Source organism: Enterococcus sp. DIV1937 (genome assembly GCF_050535975.1).
In the GTDB taxonomy this organism is placed as follows: domain Bacteria; phylum Bacillota; class Bacilli; order Lactobacillales; family Enterococcaceae; genus Enterococcus; species Enterococcus faecalis.
This window is the reverse complement of record NZ_CP172909.1, coordinates 1,129,755-1,149,135: the sequence shown is the minus strand read 5'-3', so window position 1 is coordinate 1,149,135 and position 19,381 is coordinate 1,129,755. Positions and strand designations below refer to the sequence as shown.

At 37.4% G+C, this 19,381-nt stretch carries 13 protein-coding genes, 1 pseudogene and 1 riboswitch; of the genes and pseudogenes, 6 read left to right on the top strand and 8 right to left on the bottom strand.

Features of this window, described 5'->3' with window-relative positions; all coding sequences use genetic code 11:
* Positions 1–569 precede the first annotated feature (569 nt).
* The 5 genes from mgtA to IGL13_RS05580 all read right to left on the bottom strand — a co-directional run bounded on the left by mgtA (position 570) and on the right by IGL13_RS05580 (position 9,441).
* Positions 570–3,182, bottom strand: a complete 2,613-nt coding sequence (mgtA, locus tag IGL13_RS05600; protein WP_002388982.1) for a magnesium-translocating P-type ATPase — start codon at positions 3,180–3,182, stop codon at positions 570–572.
* A 223-nt stretch (positions 3,183–3,405) separates the two neighbouring features.
* Positions 3,406–3,573, bottom strand: a riboswitch (M-box (ykoK) riboswitch).
* 81 nt (positions 3,574–3,654) lie between these two features.
* Complete coding sequence (locus tag IGL13_RS05595; protein ID WP_002392546.1) at positions 3,655–4,236, bottom strand: TMEM175 family protein; 582 nt, start codon at positions 4,234–4,236, stop codon at positions 3,655–3,657.
* Between the two features lie 170 nt (positions 4,237–4,406).
* Positions 4,407–6,020 (bottom strand): glycoside hydrolase family 13 protein, encoded by a 1,614-nt coding sequence (locus tag IGL13_RS05590; protein ID WP_002378331.1) that lies wholly within the window; start codon positions 6,018–6,020, stop codon positions 4,407–4,409.
* Position 6,021: 1 nt separating this feature from the next.
* Positions 6,022–7,647 carry a glycoside hydrolase family 13 protein gene (locus tag IGL13_RS05585; protein ID WP_002378332.1) on the bottom strand — a complete coding sequence of 542 codons (1,626 nt, stop codon included), beginning with the start codon at positions 7,645–7,647 and terminating at the stop codon, positions 6,022–6,024.
* A 27-nt stretch (positions 7,648–7,674) separates the two neighbouring features.
* Positions 7,675–9,441: a glycoside hydrolase family 13 protein gene (locus IGL13_RS05580; RefSeq protein WP_002378333.1), complete on the bottom strand. Its 1,767-nt coding sequence runs from the start codon at positions 9,439–9,441 to the stop codon at positions 7,675–7,677.
* A 259-nt stretch (positions 9,442–9,700) separates the two neighbouring features.
* On the opposite strand from IGL13_RS05580, the gene IGL13_RS05575 reads away from it, so the two are divergent.
* From IGL13_RS05575 to IGL13_RS05565, 3 genes are all read left to right on the top strand, one after another.
* On the top strand, positions 9,701–10,951 hold the full coding sequence (locus IGL13_RS05575; RefSeq protein ID WP_002382263.1) for an extracellular solute-binding protein: 1,251 nt from the start codon (positions 9,701–9,703) through the stop codon (positions 10,949–10,951).
* Positions 10,952–11,036: 85 nt separating this feature from the next.
* The gene (locus IGL13_RS05570) at positions 11,037–12,380 is read left to right on the top strand and encodes a carbohydrate ABC transporter permease (protein WP_002357775.1); all 1,344 of its coding nucleotides are present in this window, start codon (positions 11,037–11,039) and stop codon (positions 12,378–12,380) included.
* Positions 12,381–12,383: 3 nt separating this feature from the next.
* Positions 12,384–13,247, top strand: coding sequence for a sugar ABC transporter permease (locus IGL13_RS05565; RefSeq protein ID WP_002378334.1), 864 nt, complete (start codon positions 12,384–12,386; stop codon positions 13,245–13,247).
* A 37-nt stretch (positions 13,248–13,284) separates the two neighbouring features.
* On the opposite strand, the gene IGL13_RS05560 is transcribed toward IGL13_RS05565, so the two are convergent.
* On the bottom strand, positions 13,285–13,794 hold the full coding sequence (locus tag IGL13_RS05560) for a MarR family winged helix-turn-helix transcriptional regulator (RefSeq protein WP_002365578.1): 510 nt from the start codon (positions 13,792–13,794) through the stop codon (positions 13,285–13,287).
* Between the two features lie 124 nt (positions 13,795–13,918).
* Here IGL13_RS05560 and IGL13_RS05555 point away from each other — a divergent pair, with 124 nt between their 5' ends.
* The 3 genes from IGL13_RS05555 (at position 13,919) to IGL13_RS05545 (ending at position 17,535) form a co-directional block, all read left to right on the top strand.
* On the top strand, positions 13,919–16,258 hold the full coding sequence (locus tag IGL13_RS05555; RefSeq protein ID WP_002360456.1) for an ATP-binding cassette domain-containing protein: 2,340 nt from the start codon (positions 13,919–13,921) through the stop codon (positions 16,256–16,258).
* Positions 16,259–16,376: 118 nt separating this feature from the next.
* Positions 16,377–16,877, top strand: a complete 501-nt coding sequence (gene camE / locus IGL13_RS05550) for a plasmid sex pheromone cAM373 precursor (RefSeq protein WP_002358931.1) — start codon at positions 16,377–16,379, stop codon at positions 16,875–16,877.
* A 196-nt stretch (positions 16,878–17,073) separates the two neighbouring features.
* Positions 17,074–17,535 (top strand): hypothetical protein, encoded by a 462-nt coding sequence (locus tag IGL13_RS05545; RefSeq protein WP_002355960.1) that lies wholly within the window; start codon positions 17,074–17,076, stop codon positions 17,533–17,535.
* Positions 17,536–17,577: 42 nt separating this feature from the next.
* Here IGL13_RS05545 and trxB read toward each other — a convergent pair whose 3' ends face one another.
* Positions 17,578–18,492, bottom strand: coding sequence for a thioredoxin-disulfide reductase (trxB, locus tag IGL13_RS05540; RefSeq protein ID WP_002357780.1), 915 nt, complete (start codon positions 18,490–18,492; stop codon positions 17,578–17,580).
* Between the two features lie 168 nt (positions 18,493–18,660).
* A pseudogene (locus IGL13_RS05535) lies at positions 18,661–19,092 on the bottom strand (cupin domain-containing protein).
* Positions 19,093–19,381: the final 289 nt, after the last annotated feature.

The following is a 19,381-nucleotide window of genomic DNA, read 5'->3' as shown; positions in this document are numbered from 1 at the left end:
CTTTAATTTCGATAAAAGTAAAACAGAGTGCGAAACTGTATTACTTTTTATCGACTACACTTAACAAATTATCACTAAATTCGAAAAAGCGCAAGAAAAAAACTCTAATTTCTTCATTTTTTCACAAAAGAGCAAAACCGCATGTTTTTGCGGTTTAGTGATAATTTTCACAAACAAGAAAACGGTTTCTGTTCCACACTTCTTCTGTACTATTTTTCTCCCAACTGTTATATTCTATTTTGAAAATATTATATAACAGTTCTATTAATTCGAGCCCCCTCATCCCCGAGCTGGCTAGTAATCTGATTTCCGAACTTTACGTTTTCATGAAAATTATCTTGAAAAAACCAAAAAATAAAAACCGTCAGCCGAGTAACCTACTCAGCATGCGGTTTTTTATTTTTTAGAGAACAAAGTTTTTTTCGTTAATTTTTATTTTTTTTGGCTCGTTTTTTTGCCAAATACTTTACCTTAGGTTTTATCACGAACATTCATTGCTTAAAATCACCAAATTTTCGCAAAACGAGTAATACAGCTTAGCAAATTCTTTTCTCTTTCAGTAGATTTTACTAAATCCATTCCTTGGTAATTTTAATATATAAACGTTTAGCTACTTCAACAGTTAACATGTACGCAATGATGATTCCAAAGAACCATGGCCAGTAGTTAGCCGGAAGTTTCACAAAGTCAAAAACCTCTCTTATAGGCGTTGCTACAATCAGGAAACCGAGTAAAATTGCGCCTAAACTACTTAACATCACAGGCATTGACGCACGACTTTGAATGAATGGTATTTTCCGCGTCCGGACCATATGAACAACTAACGTTTGACTAACAAGTCCCACCATAAACCAACCTGTTTGGAATAAATGTTGAGTTGCCAAACTATTGGCGCTAAACACAAACCACATGACAAGATACGTTAGAATATCGAAAATACTACTTACCGGGCCAATACATACTGTAAATTTCGCTAGTCCGTTCGTTTCCCACCGAACAGGGCTTAATAACTCTTCTTCATCGACATTATCCCAAGGAATTGTCAACTGAGCCACATCATAAATCAAATTTTGAATCAAGAGTTGTAAGGAAAGCATTGGTAGAAATGGTAAAAAGGCACTGGCTACTAAAATTGAAAAGACATTCCCAAAATTGGAACTGATGGTAATTTTAATATATTTCATCATATTGCTAAATACTTTTCGTCCTTCAATCACACCAGATTCCAGTACATTTAAACTTTTTTCCAGTAAAATAATCGAGCTAGCATCTTTAGTAATATCAGCTGCAGTATCTACTGAAATGCCCACATCAGCTTTTCGTAATGCCGGTGCATCATTAATGCCATCCCCCATAAAACCAACCGTATGACCTTTTGCTTGTAGCAATTCAATAATTTTAGATTTTTGCATCGGATTTAATTTGGCAAATAAATTAGTTTCTTCTACTTGCGCCCGCAACTCTTCATCTGTCATTGCTTCAATTTGAGAACCTAATAACACATGGGAAACTTCAATGCCTACATCTTTACAGACTTTTTTGGCGACAATGTCATTATCGCCCGTTAGCACTTTCACGTTGACACCATGTTCATGTAAGGAGCGAATAGCGCTGACGGCTGACTCTTTTGCTGGATCAAGAAAACCCATAAACCCAATCAATGTCATCTCTTTTTCATCTTCAACTGAATAAACTGCTTCTTTATGGACATCTTTTTTTACAGCTACCGCTAACACACGCATCCCTTGTTTGTTCATTTGAACATTCACTCGGCGTAGTTCTTCTCGTACAGCAGTGCTTAATGGTACAATTTCGCCATTAATTTGCGCATGCGTACACACTTCTTCCATTTCTTCCACGGCGCCTTTCGTAATCATCAATTGATGATCATCTGCATTTACGACAACCGTTAAGCGGCGTCTGGAAAAATCAAAAGGAATTTCATCAATTTTAGTGACATTTTTAAACGGCGTTTTCCATTGATGCTCTTCATAAAAATTAATAACGGCAATATCCATTAAATTTTTCCAACCTGTTTGATAAGAAGAATTTAAGTAGGCTAAATTTAGAACCTCGTCACTCAAATCACCTAATGGATTCAAATGTTGAACCAAAACTACACGATCTTCGGTAATCGTTCCAGTCTTATCTGTACAGAGCACATCCATACCACCCAAATTTTGGATAGCCGCTAATTCTTTAACAATGACTTTATGTTTCGATAAGGATAATGCACCCTTGGCTAAGTTACTCGTAACAATCATTGGCAACATTTCTGGTGTCAAACCAACTGCAACGGCAATCGCGAAGAAAAACGCTTCGCCCCAAGCACCTTTAGTTAAACCATTAATCAAGAAAACGATTGGAAACAAAATCATTACCATTCGTAATAAAAACTTACTGACTTTTGCTAAGCCTAAGTCAAAACTAGTTTTTCCTCGTTGTGTTGTAGCATTTTTAGCAATATCACCAAAAAATGTATGTTGCCCAGTTTTTAAAATAATCGCTTTTCCTTGTCCACTCAAGACATCTGTACCCATAAACACTAGGTCTTGCATATCTAATGCAGAAACCTCTGTTTGTTGACGATCCACACCTGCATCCACAAATTTTTCGACAGGCATGGATTCGCCTGTTAGCGACGATTGATTAACGAATAAATCTTTGGTCCAAATCAACACGGCATCTGCAGGAATCATGTCTCCTGTAGCTAAAGTTACAATGTCTCCTGGAACAATTTCGTCCATTGGAATTTCTTTCGTAATCCCTTCCCGTGTCACTGCAGCGGTATTTTCAATTAATTCTTTTAAATCCAAACTCGCTTTTTGAGAACGATACTCTTGTATAAAAGCAATCAAGACACTGGCTAAAATCATCACGCCCATCACGATAGCGGCTTCGAAATCTTTCGTTAAAGTTGAAACGACCATCAATAAGGCTAAGACATAGACAAACGGATCTTTGAATGCACTTAAAAATAAAATAATTGCTGGGGTTGGCTTTTGTGCAGAAACTTCGTTTGGTCCAAATTCCTCTAATCTTTTTTCGGCATCTTCATTCGAGAGTCCTTTTTCAGATGTCCGTAATTCCATCATTAATTCCCGTTCAGAAAGCAAAGCCAATTTACGTAATTCTTGATCTTTGGTTGCTTTTCTCATATCCATTGTTTTTTTGTTCATCATTTTCTTTTCCTCCAAGGTTGTGGTCACCTGCCGAAAAGAGCGCTAAAATCTTCTCCTTTCATTGGTGACTGTATTTTGTTTCTCTGTTCACTTCCAGGGTCTTCCATGACAGTCATCCTTTCTTTTTCTTATTTATACTTCCAGTGAATAATTGCTTTTTTGCCAAACACACAAAAAAGGACCTACTCAACAATAGAGTACGTCCCAAAATACCATCTTTAAATAAGATTCTCTATCGTTGAGCTTTAGCACTATAGGGCGTAGATAACATGTATCAGCTACATTATGAATAACCTTCACGATTATTCCTGTTCAACCAACTAAGGGTCTCTCGATCCTTTCGCGGCAGCAGCATTTGTCCAAATAGGAGCCTCACCTAACAATTATTCAGTTTTTATCCACTTCTTATAATAGAGGAGTTTGACATTCTTGTCAAAAGATTTATGACTTTTTTGTTATAAATAAAAAATAACTACTTTAAAATTTCCTTTATTTCTGCTTTTCGCTCAGGAATAAACCACATGACTAAAACAATCGTATCAATAATCAGGACAGCGATTGGCGCTACCAGTTTGCCCACAATCAACGCAATAATATTCAACACAATCGAAAGCGTTAATTTTGGATAGTGGCCAAACAAACGTTGTACTTCGGATTTGGGCCCATTTGCCTGAATCAATGCCCGCACCACTAGATAATAAGCAACATCAGCTCCTAATACTACTAAGCCATACAAAGCTTGTGGCGGCCAAGAAAACGGATGTTCACCCACCCAACCAGTAACAAACGGGAAAAACGTCAACGTCAAAATTAATAAATTATTCATCCAAAGGACACGTCCATCAATTTTACGGACACTTTGAAATAAATGATGATGATTGTTCCAATAAATCAATAAAGTAACAAAACTAATTAAATAAATAATGATTTTGTGTCCAGATTGAGTCAGAGCAGACCAATCTGCTTTTTCAGGAATTTTTAATTCTAAAATTAATAACGTTAAAATAATCGCAATCACTGCATCTGTAAATGCTTCTACACGTGTTTTCGGCATCATTTCCCCCTACTTTCATAAAAATTAAATAACTTACTCAAAGTAAGTATAACGCATTTCTGTAAAAATTCAATTATTTACGAAGTCTCTCGGTTGTTGAAGTTCCTAAAAACGAGTGCAAGAGCCCCACTTAAAAGTAAGCCTCTTGCACTCGTTATAGAACAAATCAGTTATTGGAATACGCCTGCCTGATAAGGTGCTAACTGCATCCGTTTCTTCACCGTAAAATCTTGATTCCCTAATAATTGTTGCCACTTTCTGCCTAGTAATTTATTCGGCAAGTCAAATTGGCACTTTTCTCCACTTAAATTGACAATCACTAACGCTGTTGCCTCAGTTGTTTTTCTTAAAAAAGCAAAAACAGACGGATGATTGGGCGCTAATAGTTCAAACTGTCCATCTGTAAAGACTGGATTTTCTTTCCGCAACGCAATTAACTTTTTATAATAATTCAACACGGATTGTGCATCCGTTTCTTGGTCAGCCACATTTATTTCTTTGAAATTGGGATGAATTGCTAACCACGGATGCCCCGAGGTGAATGAACTTGCCTCTTGACTCGTCCACTGCATAGGCGTACGCGAATGGTCCCGCGTCCAATGCGCCACTTCTTTTAATGCTTGTTTCGCATCGTAGCCACTTTCTATAAGCAAACGATAATGGTTATGAGAATCTTTAGCATCTAACTCGTCAATCTGTTGAAACGGATAATTAACCATGCCGATTTCCTGTCCTTGATAAATAAACGGTGTTCCTCGCAAGAGCAAGGCGATTGTTCCAATCGCCTTAGCAGAATGAGAGGTTTCATTGCCTAAAATTGAATTGATTCTGGGATTATCATGATTTTCTACATATAATGCATTCCAGCCTTCTGTCCCTAAATGCTTTTGCCAGCGAGCCATTACTTTTTTATAGCCTAAAATATTTAACCGTTCTTCTCCTGGCTTTCCTTCTCGAACATTGTGCTCTAATTCAAAAATCATATTCAGATAGCCCACATCATTGGTCCATTCCACCGCTTTTTTACTTGAAACGCCACTAGCTTCCCCCACTGTCATGATGTCATACTCAGCAAAAATAGCTTTCAAATCCAGCATATAGTCTTCAATCCCTTTTACATTCATAAATGGAGCCCACGGATTCGTGGTAATTTTAAAATCCCAAGGTTCTTTTTGGATATGACTAATCGCATCCAATCGGAAACCATCAATTCCCAAATCTAACCACCAGCGAATCATCGCATAAATCTCTTCACGAACTTTAGGATTTTCCCAGTTCAAATCAGGTTGCTCTTTTGCAAACACATGAAAATATGCTTGTTTTGTACCCGCGTCATACGTCCAAGTCGAGCCACCAAAAAAGCTTTGCCATTCATTCGGCATACGATCTGGTGTCGCATCGGCCCATAAATAATACTCACGATACGGATTATCTAAACTTTTTTTTGCTTCAATAAACCACGGATGTTGATCACTGGTATGATTGACTACCAGATCAAGAATAATCTTCAAACCTAATTGATGCGCTTGGTCCAAAAGTTCTTGAAAATCTTCCATCGTACCAAATTCTGGCTGAATCCCTTGATAATCCGCAATATCATAACCATTGTCAACGTTTGGCGAAGTGTAAATCGGATTTAACCATAAAAAATCGACCCCTAGTTCTTTTAAATACGGTAATTTCTCAATAATTCCCTGCAAATCACCAATGCCATCCCCGTTGCTATCTTTAAAACTCCGAGGATAAATTTGATAACCGACAGCATTTTTCCACCATTGTTCCATCTTATTGACTCACTTTCACAACAAATGCTTGCCAAGGCGCTAACGAATAGTCTGCTAAAGCAGTGACATCTGTCGGCATATTTTCAATCATTACTTGTTCTACATGAACGTCTGCAGAAAATGGCTGAACTTTGTCAGAAAAGTTCGTTACAACAAGCCAGCGTTCCTCACCATAGGTACGATAAAAACTGATCACTTCCTCCACTGTTTCCAGCAATTCAAAGTCGCCCCAAACAATTAAAGGATGTTCTTTTCTCAAACGAATCATTTCTTGGTACGTATAGAATAGTGAATTTTTATCTGCCAAAGCAGCAGCGACGTTAATCGTTTGATAATTGGAATTAACATCAATCCAAGGTGTACCAGTCGTAAAGCCCGCATTTTTTTCAGCGGTCCACTGCATAGGCCGGCGTGCATTGTCGCGACCTTTAGTATTAATTTTCAGCAAAATTTCTTCTTTAGAATATCCTTTTTCTAGATACTCATGGTACATGTTAATCGTTTCGATGTCCCGCGCTTCACGAATATCTGTAATCGGCGTATTTGTCATACCAATTTCTTCCCCTTGATAAATATAAGGTGTGCCTTTCATCATGTGCAGTAAAATAGCGAATAACTTACTACTTTCCAACCAATATTCCTGATCATTTCCCCAACGTGAAATCATTCTCGGTAAATCATGGTTATTCCAAAACAAAGAATTCCAGCCATCATTTCCTAATTCTGTTTGCCATTTTGCAAAAACCTGTTTCAACTTGGCAACTTCCATTGGCTGAAGGTCCCATTTTTCTTTACCTGGTTGTTGATCCAAGCTCATATGTTCAAACTGAAAAATCATAGATAATTCATGACGCTCTGGACTAGAGTACATTTTTGCAATCTCAGGTGTGGCCCCCCATGTTTCACCTACAGTTAACAGCTCTTTGCCGCCAAATGTCGCGGCGTTCATTTCTTGTAAATAACGATGTAAATGAGGCCCATTCGCGGTGATCTCTTCTCCTGGAATTTTACCCACTAAGTCAATTACATCTAAACGGAAACCGCCAATTCCTTTATCAATCCAAAAATTCATCATCTCGTAAACCGACTGACGCATTTGTTGGTTTTCCCAATTTAAATCTGGTTGTTTTTTACTAAACAAATGCAAATAGTATTGCCCACTCGCTTCATCAAACGTCCACGCCGAACCCGAAAAGGCAGATTTCAATCGGTTAGGCACACCGCCATCTGAAGCAGGATCAGCCCATACATAATAGTCTCGGTAGGGGTTCTCCTTGCTTTTTTTTGCTTCAATAAACCAACGATGTTCATCTGAGGTATGGTTAACCACTAAGTCCATAATAATTTCAATCTTTCGCTTTTTCGCTTCCTCAATTAGACGATCCATATCCGCCATCGTCCCAAACTCTGTCATAATCGCTTCATAATCAGAAATGTCATAACCATTGTCATCATTGGGTGATTGATAAACTGGTGATAACCAAATAGCCCCAATGCCTAACGTTTCCAAATAATCCAATTTTTCAATAATTCCTGGTAAATCTCCAATGCCATCTCCATTGCTATCCTTAAAACTGCGAGGATAAATCTGATAAACCACGACTTCTTGCCACCAATGTTTTTCCATTCTTCTTCACATTCCTTTGCTTAATTATTATGCTTCATATAAAAGAAAACCTTTTGGTAAAACCATTATCTGTTCTGAAGCAATTTCGATAGAAGAACTTAGCAAAACTTCTCGATCAGTTCTATCGATAAATTGTGTCTCTTGGCCAGTATTAAAAATCCCATAGATCGTCTGTTCCTCCAAACGACAAGCGAGTCTAATCAACCCCGTTTCAAAAGAAGTGCCTGTCCAATCGATTGTTCCACCAGAAAAAACAGCTGCATACTTTTTGCGAAGGGCAATCAATGATTTTACAAATTCCTTCAAATCCAAATCTTGCTGATTTTCCTCCCAAACCATACAACGACGACAATCAGGATCCATATCACCCGTCATACCAATTTCATCACCATAGTAAAGACAAGGGACACCTGGTTGAATATACGTAAACGCTAATACTTGGCGCATCAACTCTTTATCCTCTTTCGTTTCATGCAATAAGCGTGGTGTATCGTGGGAATCTAAAACATTAAACTGCATTTGATTCGTTTGTTGGCGATAGAGCATTAACTGGTTGTTCATTTCAGAAAGCATCTTTTCCAAGGACAGTTCTTGCTTGACAAAGTAGCCCATAATCGCATCTGTGTATGCATAATTCATCACTGCATGAAATTCGTCTCCTTGGAGCCAGCTTTGCGACGAGTGCCAAATTTCCCCTAAAATATAAAAATCTTCTTTTGCGTCATCACATGTTTGCCGGAATTTTTTCCAGAACGCATGATCCACTTCGTTTGCCACATCTAAACGCCAGGCGTCAATATCATATTCCTCAATCCAATAACGAGCAATTTCTAAAAGATAGGCTTGCACCTCTGGATTTGCTGTATTTAATTTAGGCATATGCGGAGTGAATGCAAAAGTATCATAAGTAATGTTGCTTGCTTCTTCAAAATCAGCACTTTCTTCATAGCTAGCTGGAAACTCATTTACGTGGAACCAATCGGCATAAATTGAGTCCTGGCCATTTTTTAACACATCTTGCCATTGAGGCGAAGTGTCCCCCATATGATTAAAAACGGCGTCCAACATAATCTTAATGCCCCGTCGATGACACTCTTCGACTAAACGCTTAAAGGTAGCGCCATCACCAAAAGCTGGGTCAATTTTTAAATAATCAATCGTATCATATTTGTGATTAGAAAACGCTTCAAAAATCGGGCAAAAATATAAGCCATTAACACCTAAATCTTCAATGTAATCAAGATGATCTAGCACCCCTTGCAAATCCCCACCAAAAAAATCTTGTCGATCTGGTCTTTTAGATCCCCACGGCAACGTCCCTTCAGGATCATTGGCGGGATCACCATTTGCAAAACGCTCTGGAAATATTTGATACCAAACCGTTTCTTTTACCCATTCAGGTGCTTTAAAACGATCGATTTCATGAAAATACGGCATCCGAAAATAATTATTCGCCATCGCTAAATACTTTTCTTCTAAAGGATAAATGCCGTGTTCGCCATAAAACGCCGTCAAGCCATCCGTCCCTACTAAAGTAAAAGCATATGAAAGGCGTTTAAATTTTGCACTTAATGCAATAAACCAGTAATCATATAACTCCGTAGATACTAACTTCTTCATAGTTAACGACTGTTGGTACCACTTTTCTTTCCCTAAAAGATAAGGATCTCCTTGCACTAATTGGACAGAGGCAATGTCGCCTTTTGCCGTACGCAAACGAATATGCATGGTTTCTTCTGTATAAAGATAAGCAAATTCACTTTCTGGACGATGGTAGATTGCAGCAGTGTTCATTTAATTCTCTCCTTTAATTGTCGCTTTTCGTGTATTTTCTAATACTCGAACACATTTTAGCGCAAACGATTGCATTTGTATACCCTTTTTTATTTTTTTATTTAAAATGCTTAATTAGTGGTATACACCACTTTAAATAAACAGTATGTTATTTATAACAAAAAAACTTTTTTAACTTTCTCGATGAAAAACACTTGATTATTTCCGCAATCGGTTGCATAATAAGACTTGTAAAAAATAATTTTTGGAGGGTTCAAAAATGAAAGCGAATTGGAAAAAGATTTTAATGGGCGGTATCCTTTTAAGTGCTTCCGCGGTTTTACTTACTGCCTGTGGTGGCGCAGAAAAAACGAAAGCTGAAAATGAAAGCGGTTCAGCAAATAAAGCAGCTGGTGACGTAAAATTATGGGTTGATACTGAATATATGGGCGTCTTTAAAAAAGTTGTCGCCGATTTTGAAAAAGAAAACCCCGATATTAAAGTTAACTTAACTGCTGGAAATTCGGCAGATGCTAAAAAAGACATTGCAAAAGATCCTAAAGCTGCCGCAGATGTTTTCATGATGCCGCATGATCAAATTGGTCAAATGGCAGAAGCTGGTCTGATTTACCCTAACACAAAATATGAAAAAGAAGTCAAAGAAAACAATATCGATTCGGCAGTAGCAGGAGTCACTTGGAAAGACAAAGTCTATGCCTACCCTTATGCCGTAGAGTCACAAGTTCTTTATTATAACAAAGATACGTATTCTCCAGAGGAAATCAAAACTTGGAAGTCTTTAACTGAAAAAGGCAAAATCGGTACCAATTTTGGCGAAGATGGCGCAAATTATATCTTCGGTCCTCTATTTATGAGTAACGGCGATTACTTATATGGTGAAAATGGCGAAGATCCAAAAGGTACCAACTTTAATAATCAACAAGGCATTGAGGTATTACAATGGATTGCCGATCAAAAAAATAATCCTGGTGTGATCCAATCAAATACAGAAGCATTGTCTAATCTAGGTTCTGGCAAAACGGATGCCTTCCTTTCTGGCCCTTGGTCTAAAAACGATGTAGAAAAAGCTCTTGGCGACAAAATGGGGGCCGCTGCCTACCCAACCATTGATTTTGGCAATGGAGAAAAACAAATGAAAGCTTTCTTGGGCGTTCGTAGTTTTGCTGTCAACCAACAAACACAAGCACCATTGGCCGCAATGACATTAGCAAACTATTTAACCAGCGAAAAAGCACAAATGACTTACTTTAAAGAAATCGGTTTTGTCCCTTCAAACAAAAAATTACAAACAAACGAAGAAATTACACAAGATACTGTTGCAAAAGCTATCTTAGAAATGGCGCAACCAACCCACTCTGTGGTAATGCCAAAAATCCCAGAAATCGTTTCATTCTGGCCTGCGATGGATGCAGTGATCAATGATACGTACAAAGGCAATATCAAACCTGCGGATTATCAAGCAAAATTAGATAAATTAGTCCAAGACACATCAAAAGAAGCAAAAGAATAAAAAGAGTAAAGAAATGGGACGAGCTTCAATCTGCTGTCCCATTTCCTCTATCTTTTTTATTTAAGTAGAAAGTGAGTGAACGAAGATGTTCAAGAAAAAGAAAGCCCAGACGTCATTTCGAGAGGTCTTTAAAAAAGGCGACTTCGCTACAAAACTATCTTTTTTAGTTATGGGTGCTGCAAACTTCGCCAACAAGCAGTGGTTAAAGGGAATCATCTTTTTAACAGCTGAAATTGGCTTTATCTATTGGTTAATCCGTAATGGTTTCCACGCATTAATGATGCTAGGAACACTAGGGACCCAACAGCAAGGATTAGTATATGATGATTCTTTAGGGATTGAAGTTCTAAAAGAAGGCGATAATTCAATGCTCTTATTATTATTCGGAATTGCAGCAATTTTAGTCTGTTTATCGCTAATCATTTTATATGTAATCAATTTAAAAAGCGCCCGTCACCTATATGAATTAAAGACAGCCGGCAAAAAAATTCCAACAACTATGGATGATTTACGTAGCTTGTTAAACGAACGTTTCCATGCAACTTTAATGACGATCCCCTTACTAGGCGTTCTTTTCTTTACCATCTTGCCGTTGTTGTATATGATTTCAATTGCCTTTACCAACTACGACCATAACCATTTGCCACCGAAAAACCTTTTTACTTGGGTTGGATTGGCAAATCTAGGCAATGTAATCACAGGCGATATGGCTTCAACGTTCTTTCCAGTACTTGGCTGGACCTTGATTTGGGCTGTTTTCGCAACCGCAACTTGTTTCTTTTTTGGAATCATTTTAGCCTTGCTTATCAATACAAAAGGCTTAAAATATAAAGCATTTTGGCGGACTATTTTTGTTATCACGATGGCCGTACCTCCGTTTGTTTCACTTTTAATTATGCGAAACCTCTTAAATGGTTCTGGACCTATCAATGCTCTGTTGTTAAACTGGGGCTTAATCGATTCTTCTATCCCCTTCTTAACAGATCCGAATTGGGCAAAATTAACCATTATTGTTGTCAATATGTGGATTGGTATTCCTGCTACGATGTTAATCTCTACAGGGATTATCCAAAACCTTCCTGAAGATCAAATCGAAGCAGCTAGAATTGACGGTGCCAATAAATGGCAAATTTTTAAAAGTATTACGTTTCCACAAATTCTATTTGTGATGACCCCGGCGCTGATTCAACAGTTTATTGGCAACATCAATAACTTCAATGTCATTTATCTATTAACAGGTGGTGGGCCAGCCAATTCTAACTTCTACGGTGCAGGCTCAACTGACCTTTTAGTTACCTGGCTATACAAATTGACTGTCGATACAATGGATTACAATTTAGCCTCTGTGATTGGTATTTTAATCTTCATTCTCTCCGCAGTCTTCAGTTTAATTGCCTATACACGGACGAATTCATTTAAGGAGGCGTAACTTATGGCTAAAGCAAAAAGTTACCAGAAAAAACAACGCACTGCACTTACCAGCGTTTACATCATTCTAACCATTTTAGCAGTTTTTTGGATGTTCCCCATTGTGTGGATTATCTTAACAAGTTTTCGTGGCGAAGGCGGTGCATTTGTTCCCTATATCATTCCCAAAACATTCACTTTAGAAAATTATAAAGTATTATTAACAAATCAGACTGGCAACTTCCCCTTTGTCCTTTGGTTTTTGAACACCTTGTTCGTCTCCATCGCAAGCTGTCTGTTATCAACTTTTATTACAATCGCAATGGCTTATGCGCTGTCACGGTTGCGTTTCCGCTTAAGAAAACCATTTTTAAAAGTGGCGCTCGTTTTAAATATGTTCCCTGGTTTTATGAGCATGATTGCCGTTTACTATATTTTAAAAGCCTTAAATTTAACTGAAAGTTTATTCGCTTTAATTCTGGTTTACTCTGCAGGCTCGGCGCTAGGTTTTTACATCGCCAAAGGGTTCTTCGATACCATTCCGATGGCTTTAGACGAATCGGCTATGATTGACGGTGCCAACAAGTGGCAAATTTTCACAAAAATTACGTTGCCATTGTCGAAACCAATTATTGTCTATACTTCTTTAACCGCCTTCATGGGCCCTTGGATGGATTTTATTTTCGCAAAAGTTATTATGGGTGATAAAGTTGAAAATTACACCGTTGCAATTGGTCTCTTTTCGATGATGACCAAATCAACAGCCAATTCACTATTCATGGCTTTTACAGCAGGATGTGTGCTAATTGCCATTCCAATTACTATTTTATTTATATTAATGCAACGTTTCTATGTAGAAGGCGTGACTTCTGGCTCTGTCAAAGGCTAGAAAAAACATCGTTTGGTTTATAGCCAAACGATGTTTTTTATTTTTTGGCGTTGTTTTCCTTACACGTTTTTCTTCGTAGCGCTTGATAATTGGACAAAATTTTCATGACCGCCAAAAAGTGTTGATTGACCTCTTGATAATCCTCTAAGGAAAGAACACTAAGCGTTTCAGATAGTTGCTGTTTTACTTGATTTTCTTTTTGCTTAAAGAGCTTCTCGCCTTCTTTTGTCGTATAAACATTAACCACGCGGCGATTTTCTTGATTATGGCGACGTTGAACAATCGCTCGTTCTTCTAACCCCGCAATAGAGCGACTCACTTGAACTTTCGACGTTCCTACTTGGTTGGCTAACTCCGTCATACTAATTCCTTCATTTGTTGCCACAATTAATAAAATTAACATGTCTAACTTGGTTAATTTTAGATCCTCCAAGTCTAGGTCTTTAAAAAGCAATTGGCTCATATATGAAAAAATTTCAGTAAAGACACTAATATCTAAATTTGATGAATGCTTCTCTTTATCCATATGTTCTCCCTCGTTTCCCACCTAGTGTATACTAAATTCACTTGATTATCAAATGGTAATGATTGATTTTTGTTAACTATTATGTTACGTTATACACTAACTTAAGGTTGTGTTGTTGATAAATTGGAAGAAGGATGCGAAAAATATGCTAGAACTCAAAGAGATAAAAAAATATTATACTGTCGGCGGAACGACCACTAAAGCTTTAGATGGCGTCTCTGTCGCTTTTCGAAAACAAGAATTTGTAGCCATTCTGGGTCCCAGCGGCTCTGGTAAAACGACGATGTTGAATGTGATTGGCGGATTGGACAATTACGATTCTGGTGACTTAATCATTAACGGCAAATCAACAAAAAATTTTAAAGAAGCCGACTGGGATGCTTATCGGAATAACTCAATTGGTTTTATTTTTCAAAGTTACAACTTAATTAGTCATCAAGGGATTTTGGATAATGTCGAGCTTGGTATGACACTAAGTGGTATTTCAAAAGCAGAAAGACGCCAAAAAGCCGAAGATGCACTCATCCGTGTCGGTTTGAAGGACCATATCCATAAAAAACCTTCCCAATTATCTGGTGGTCAAATGCAACGGGTTGCCATTGCTCGCGCTTTAGCTAATGATCCCGATATTTTACTTTGTGATGAACCAACTGGTGCATTGGATTCAGAAACCAGTCTGCAAATTATGGCACTTATCCAAGAACTTTCGAAAGAAAAATTAGTTATTATGGTGACCCACAATCCTGAATTAGCTCACGAATACGCTGATCGAATTATTGAATTTTCAGATGGCCAAATTCGTCATGACTCGCGTCCTCATATTGAACATGAAAAAAAAGAACCTTTCGAATTGAAACGCACCAAAATGAAATTCACGACTGCGCTGCGTTTATCTTTTAATAATATCCGCACTAAAAAAGGGCGAACTTTTTTAACCGCCTTTGCTTCAAGTATCGGAATTATCAGTATTGCGATTGTCCTTTCTCTTTCAACAGGATTCCAGAAACAAATTGATAAAACTCAGTCGGAAACGTTAGCGCAATTTCCGATTACCATTTCTAAAATAGCGACAGATCAAGATCCAGAAAGTTTCAATAATCAGGACAAAAAAGGCACCTTCCCGAAAGAAAAAGAAGTGACTGCTAAAATTAGCGATGCGGACCGTGCGCAACACACGAATTTAATTGATCAAAAGTTTATTGACTATGTCAATCACATTGATCCTGAATTAAGTAATAATATCGGCTATACTCGTCTAGTCAATATGAACTTATTAAGAGAAATCAACGGGAAAGCACAAGCTGTCAAATTTTCAAACGATGCACCCGACGGCCAATCAAACGCGATGGCTTCTATGATGGCTGCCCAAACTGGCGTCGGCGTTTCTGCTTTTCCTAAACAACTAGAAAATGGAAAAAACAATTTCTTAAAAGACAATTACTCGTTGCTTGAAGGAAATTATCCAGAAAAAGAAACCGATGTCGTTTTAATCGTCGATAGTAACAATACCACCAATATTAATGCTTTAAAAAATCTTGGCTTTGACGTGAAAGATAATCAAAAGATTGCCTTTTCAGACATTGTTGGCACAAAAATGAAATTAGCCAATAATAATGCATTTTACACCAAATTACCGACAGGCAACTTCATTCCTAACCAAGATTTGCAAGCTGTTTACGATAATCCAGAAAATACCGAATTAACAATTTCAGGGATTTTGCGAATTAAAGATTCTTCAACAATGAATCTATTAGCACCTGGAATTGCTTATAGCGATGCACTTTCAACTAATATGATTGCCAAAAACAAAACCTCTGATATTGTTAAAGCGCAAGAAGCCAGCAACACTAACGTTATGACTAACGAAACATTAGATGCTTCCGCGAAAGAAAACCTGTTGTCTTATTTAGGAGCGAATGAAATCCCTTCAAGTATTATGATTTATCCAAACGATTTCAAATCAAAAGATAAAATTCTTGATTATTTAGATGCTTATAACAAAGGAAAAGATAAAAAAGACCAAATCATCTATTCTGATTTAGCTGGAACAATGACCCGCTTAACAGGTGGTTTAATGGATGCCATCACTTATGTGCTGATTGCATTTGCTGGGATTTCCCTTGTTACAAGTATGATTATGATTGGGATTATCACCTATACTTCTGTCATTGAGCGGACCAAAGAAATCGGTATCCTGAAAGCGTTAGGAGCTCGTAAAAAAGATATTACCCGGGTGTTCGATGCCGAAACTGCTATTTTAGGCGTTGCCTCTGGTATTCTTGGTGTTGTGATTGCCTTTCTCGCAACATTTCCGATCAATGCAGTGCTCTATAACCTGACTGATTTAGAAAATGTTGCCACCTTAAATCCAATTCACGGGATTATTTTGATTGTAATTAGCACAATCTTAACCATGATTGGTGGCCATATTCCTGCCCGAATGGCAGCGAAAAAAGATGCGGCAGTTGCTTTACGTGCAGAATAAATAACAAAAAATAATCCTTTAATTTCTCTTAAAGGATTATTTTTTGTTTGTAATTTTTATAAAACCACCGTATACTAAATGATTGTGAATGCTTAATAAAAAGAAACGAGGTAATTTCATGTTAAAAAAACCATTTTTACTATTTTTTTCACTTTTAGGAGCTATTTTTATTTTAGCTAGTTGTGGCATAGGAAAAGATGCTGTCACTGATACTAAGTACAAAGTTAGTTTGCAGCAAGCTGCTGAAATCTATGAAAAAGAAGCTGGCAACAGCAAACCATTAGTAAATGTCCAATTTGATACAGAACCAGCAAGTGACTACAGCTATATCTTTACTAACGATACAGAAACACTTTACGTGAATCCTGAAACAGGAAAAGTCACCAAAAATACTGAAGCAAATCAACTTGGAGAAAACGAGACAGCCTTTTCAGCTGCTGAAGTCAAAGAATTAGGCGCTGTTAACGACGTTTTAGCCAAAGCAAAAAAAGAAGTTGGAGGACTTTCTCCACGTATTTTGACTTGGAAGTTAACCAAAAATAACAATAAACTTGTTTATACAGTAGATGTTAAAACAACTACGGCAGATGAAAAAGTTACCTTAGATGCCAACAAATAAGCACAAGCGTATAACTTATCACGAAATAACCAAATCTTAAAATACTCTTTGGGACAGAACCTACGCATTCGGAAACCTTAACATTTTCCGAAGCCGATCGTTCTGTCCCAATTTCATTCTTTTAAGTAATAATAATTGTTCGTTACCCCTGCTACCGTTATACTTAGTTTAAAAGAAAAGATGGGAGTATCAATTCATGGTTTATACAGTTGATTTTAAAGAAGTAGCCACTATTGGTTTAGAAAGTTCACCAGTGGCACCTGCCCTTGCTGGACTAAGAGCGAATGAAGCTCGCTATTTTTGGAATAAATACAAACATCGCTTTACGACCGTCCCTGCCTCTGAAGCTCCAGAAACATTGGCCTGGATTGAAAAAATTTTATTAGAACGAGAATTACATTTCCCTTACAAGCCACTTGAAATTTCTTCTTTCACTTTAGATGGCATAAAAATGGCCTATGTATTTTATGAAAACGGCTTAGCAGTTAACGTGATGTACACATTAGCTGAGGAAGGCAAACGCGCCGTTGGGTTTAAACTTTCAGATGGTATGGCAATCCCTGCAGAATTTGAAGGAAAATTCAAATTTGCTCGTCAAAAATCAAAATTAGCTGGAACCATTCGCGGCTCTTATTTTGTCATTAAAGGAACCTATTAAAAAAATGCTTTTGCCCTTATTATTAAAGGCAAAAGCATTTTTTTATTTTAATTCTTCAATATAGTTAAATACTTGTTGTCCAGCAATACCGCCTTCACCGACCGCTGTCGTGATTTGACGCAATGTTTTTTCACGGACATCACCAATGGCATAAACACCAGGAATTTTTGTTCTCATTTCTTGGTCTGTTTCAATCCAACCAGCCTCATTCGTAATACCAGCTTTTTTAAATGGTTCTGTTAATGGATCTAGCCCCACGTAAATGAACACGCCGTTTGCTTCAATTTCAGAAACTTCATCTGTTTTGACATTCCGTGCTTTCACACCTGTCACGACCATTTCATTGCCAACAATTTCTTCGACAACTGTATCCCAAACAAAGGAAATCTTTTCATTTGCAAAGGCACGATCTTGAATGATTTTTTGCGCACGCAATTCATCACGACGGTGAACAATCACTACTTCAGAAGCAAATTGCGTTAAATAGATTGCTTCTTCAACTGCAGAATCGCCGCCGCCAACGACTACTAAGCGTTTATTTTTAAAGAAAGCACCGTCACAAACAGCACAATAAGAAACACCACGGCCAGCAAATTCTTCTTCGCCTTTTACACCCAATTTTCGGTGTTCACAGCCTGTTGCAATAATTACCGCTTTAGCTTCATAAGATTTGTCATCACAAATCACTTCTTTATAGGATCCGTGGTCTTCAATGCCCATCACAATACCATACGCATTTTCCGTACCAAATTTTTCTACATTTTCATACATTTTATAGGCCAATTCTGGACCCATAATAGAATCAAAGCCTGGGTAATTCTCTACCTCAGCAGTGTTGTTCATTTGCCCACCAGGCGCACCGCGTTCAATCATTAATACAGAAAGATTGGACCGTGATGCATAAAGTGCTGCCGTCATCCCAGCAGGACCGGCACCAATGATAATTACATCATACATTTTATTTCCCCCAAAATTTTAAGTAAGTTTACTTTACTCCTTAAACAATTTCTTGTCTACTTTTCTGCCCTTTTTTGACATTCGGAGTAGGTGTGTCTATTACGTAAGTTATTGTACCACGGTTTTGTGTTTTCTAGGAGGGGGAAAAGAAAAGTTTAAAAATAACGATCACAACGAATCATTGATTTTTAGAAGCCGTTGTACTGCCGCATCAGAGAATTCTTCTTTATCATTTTTTATGCATTCTTGTTGATTTTGCCCTTGTGGAACAAAACGAAATACTGTAAATGATGCAGATAACGTATCAGGATTACTAATCCGATGAAGACTTTTATGCATCCGAATAAGTTCTCCTTCTGCACAAATTCTTGAAATAATTTGCTAATTTTCTAGCTCTTCTATTTTCACTTTTCCCGACTGCACAAGTAAAACTTCTTCGATTTCGTGATGCTTATGCCAACCTTGCACAGTTTTTCCTGGCAAGCTATTTATATGTATTTCAAACTCTGGAAATAGAAAATAATTTACTTCTGTTCCATCTGGCTTTTTACGAAAGATGACCTCGTCTCTTGTTAAAATTTCTATATATTTCTGTAACATGGCAGGCTCCTTTTAACTTTTTTTATAGCCGAAAGCTATTCTTTCAAACTAAGTTTGAAGCTACTTTCTGAAAATTCGAGTTCCTTTAAATATACTTTTATTACCATTTGAAAATCACTTTTTTTAAAACAATTGACTGTTCAGTATCAATCTTCACTAATCCATCTGTTCACCAGAAAAAATATAGTATTTCCGATTATTCACGAACTTATTATTCAACTTCAAAGGAAAATCAGTCAACATACAGCCCACATATCTAACATCAGAAACACTTCTACTTTTCTCAAGT

Bases quoted from the DNA above. Each gene is read 5' to 3' on its own strand.
- mgtA (WP_002388982.1), bottom strand. From the start codon at position 3,182: ATGATGAACAAAAAAACAATGGATATGAGAAAAGCAACCAAAGATCAA.
- IGL13_RS05595 (WP_002392546.1), bottom strand. From the start codon at position 4,236: ATGCCGAAAACACGTGTAGAAGCATTTACAGATGCAGTGATTGCGATT.
- IGL13_RS05590 (WP_002378331.1), bottom strand. From the start codon at position 6,020: ATGGAACAATGGTGGAAAAATGCTGTCGGTTATCAAATTTATCCTCGG.
- IGL13_RS05585 (WP_002378332.1), bottom strand. From the start codon at position 7,647: ATGGAAAAACATTGGTGGCAAGAAGTCGTGGTTTATCAGATTTATCCT.
- IGL13_RS05580 (WP_002378333.1), bottom strand. From the start codon at position 9,441: ATGAACACTGCTGCAATCTACCATCGTCCAGAAAGTGAATTTGCTTAT.
- IGL13_RS05575 (WP_002382263.1), top strand. From the start codon at position 9,701: ATGAAAGCGAATTGGAAAAAGATTTTAATGGGCGGTATCCTTTTAAGT.
- IGL13_RS05570 (WP_002357775.1), top strand. From the start codon at position 11,037: ATGTTCAAGAAAAAGAAAGCCCAGACGTCATTTCGAGAGGTCTTTAAA.
- IGL13_RS05565 (WP_002378334.1), top strand. From the start codon at position 12,384: ATGGCTAAAGCAAAAAGTTACCAGAAAAAACAACGCACTGCACTTACC.
- IGL13_RS05555 (WP_002360456.1), top strand. From the start codon at position 13,919: ATGCTAGAACTCAAAGAGATAAAAAAATATTATACTGTCGGCGGAACG.
- camE (WP_002358931.1), top strand. From the start codon at position 16,377: ATGTTAAAAAAACCATTTTTACTATTTTTTTCACTTTTAGGAGCTATT.
- IGL13_RS05545 (WP_002355960.1), top strand. From the start codon at position 17,074: ATGGTTTATACAGTTGATTTTAAAGAAGTAGCCACTATTGGTTTAGAA.
- trxB (WP_002357780.1), bottom strand. From the start codon at position 18,492: ATGTATGATGTAATTATCATTGGTGCCGGTCCTGCTGGGATGACGGCA.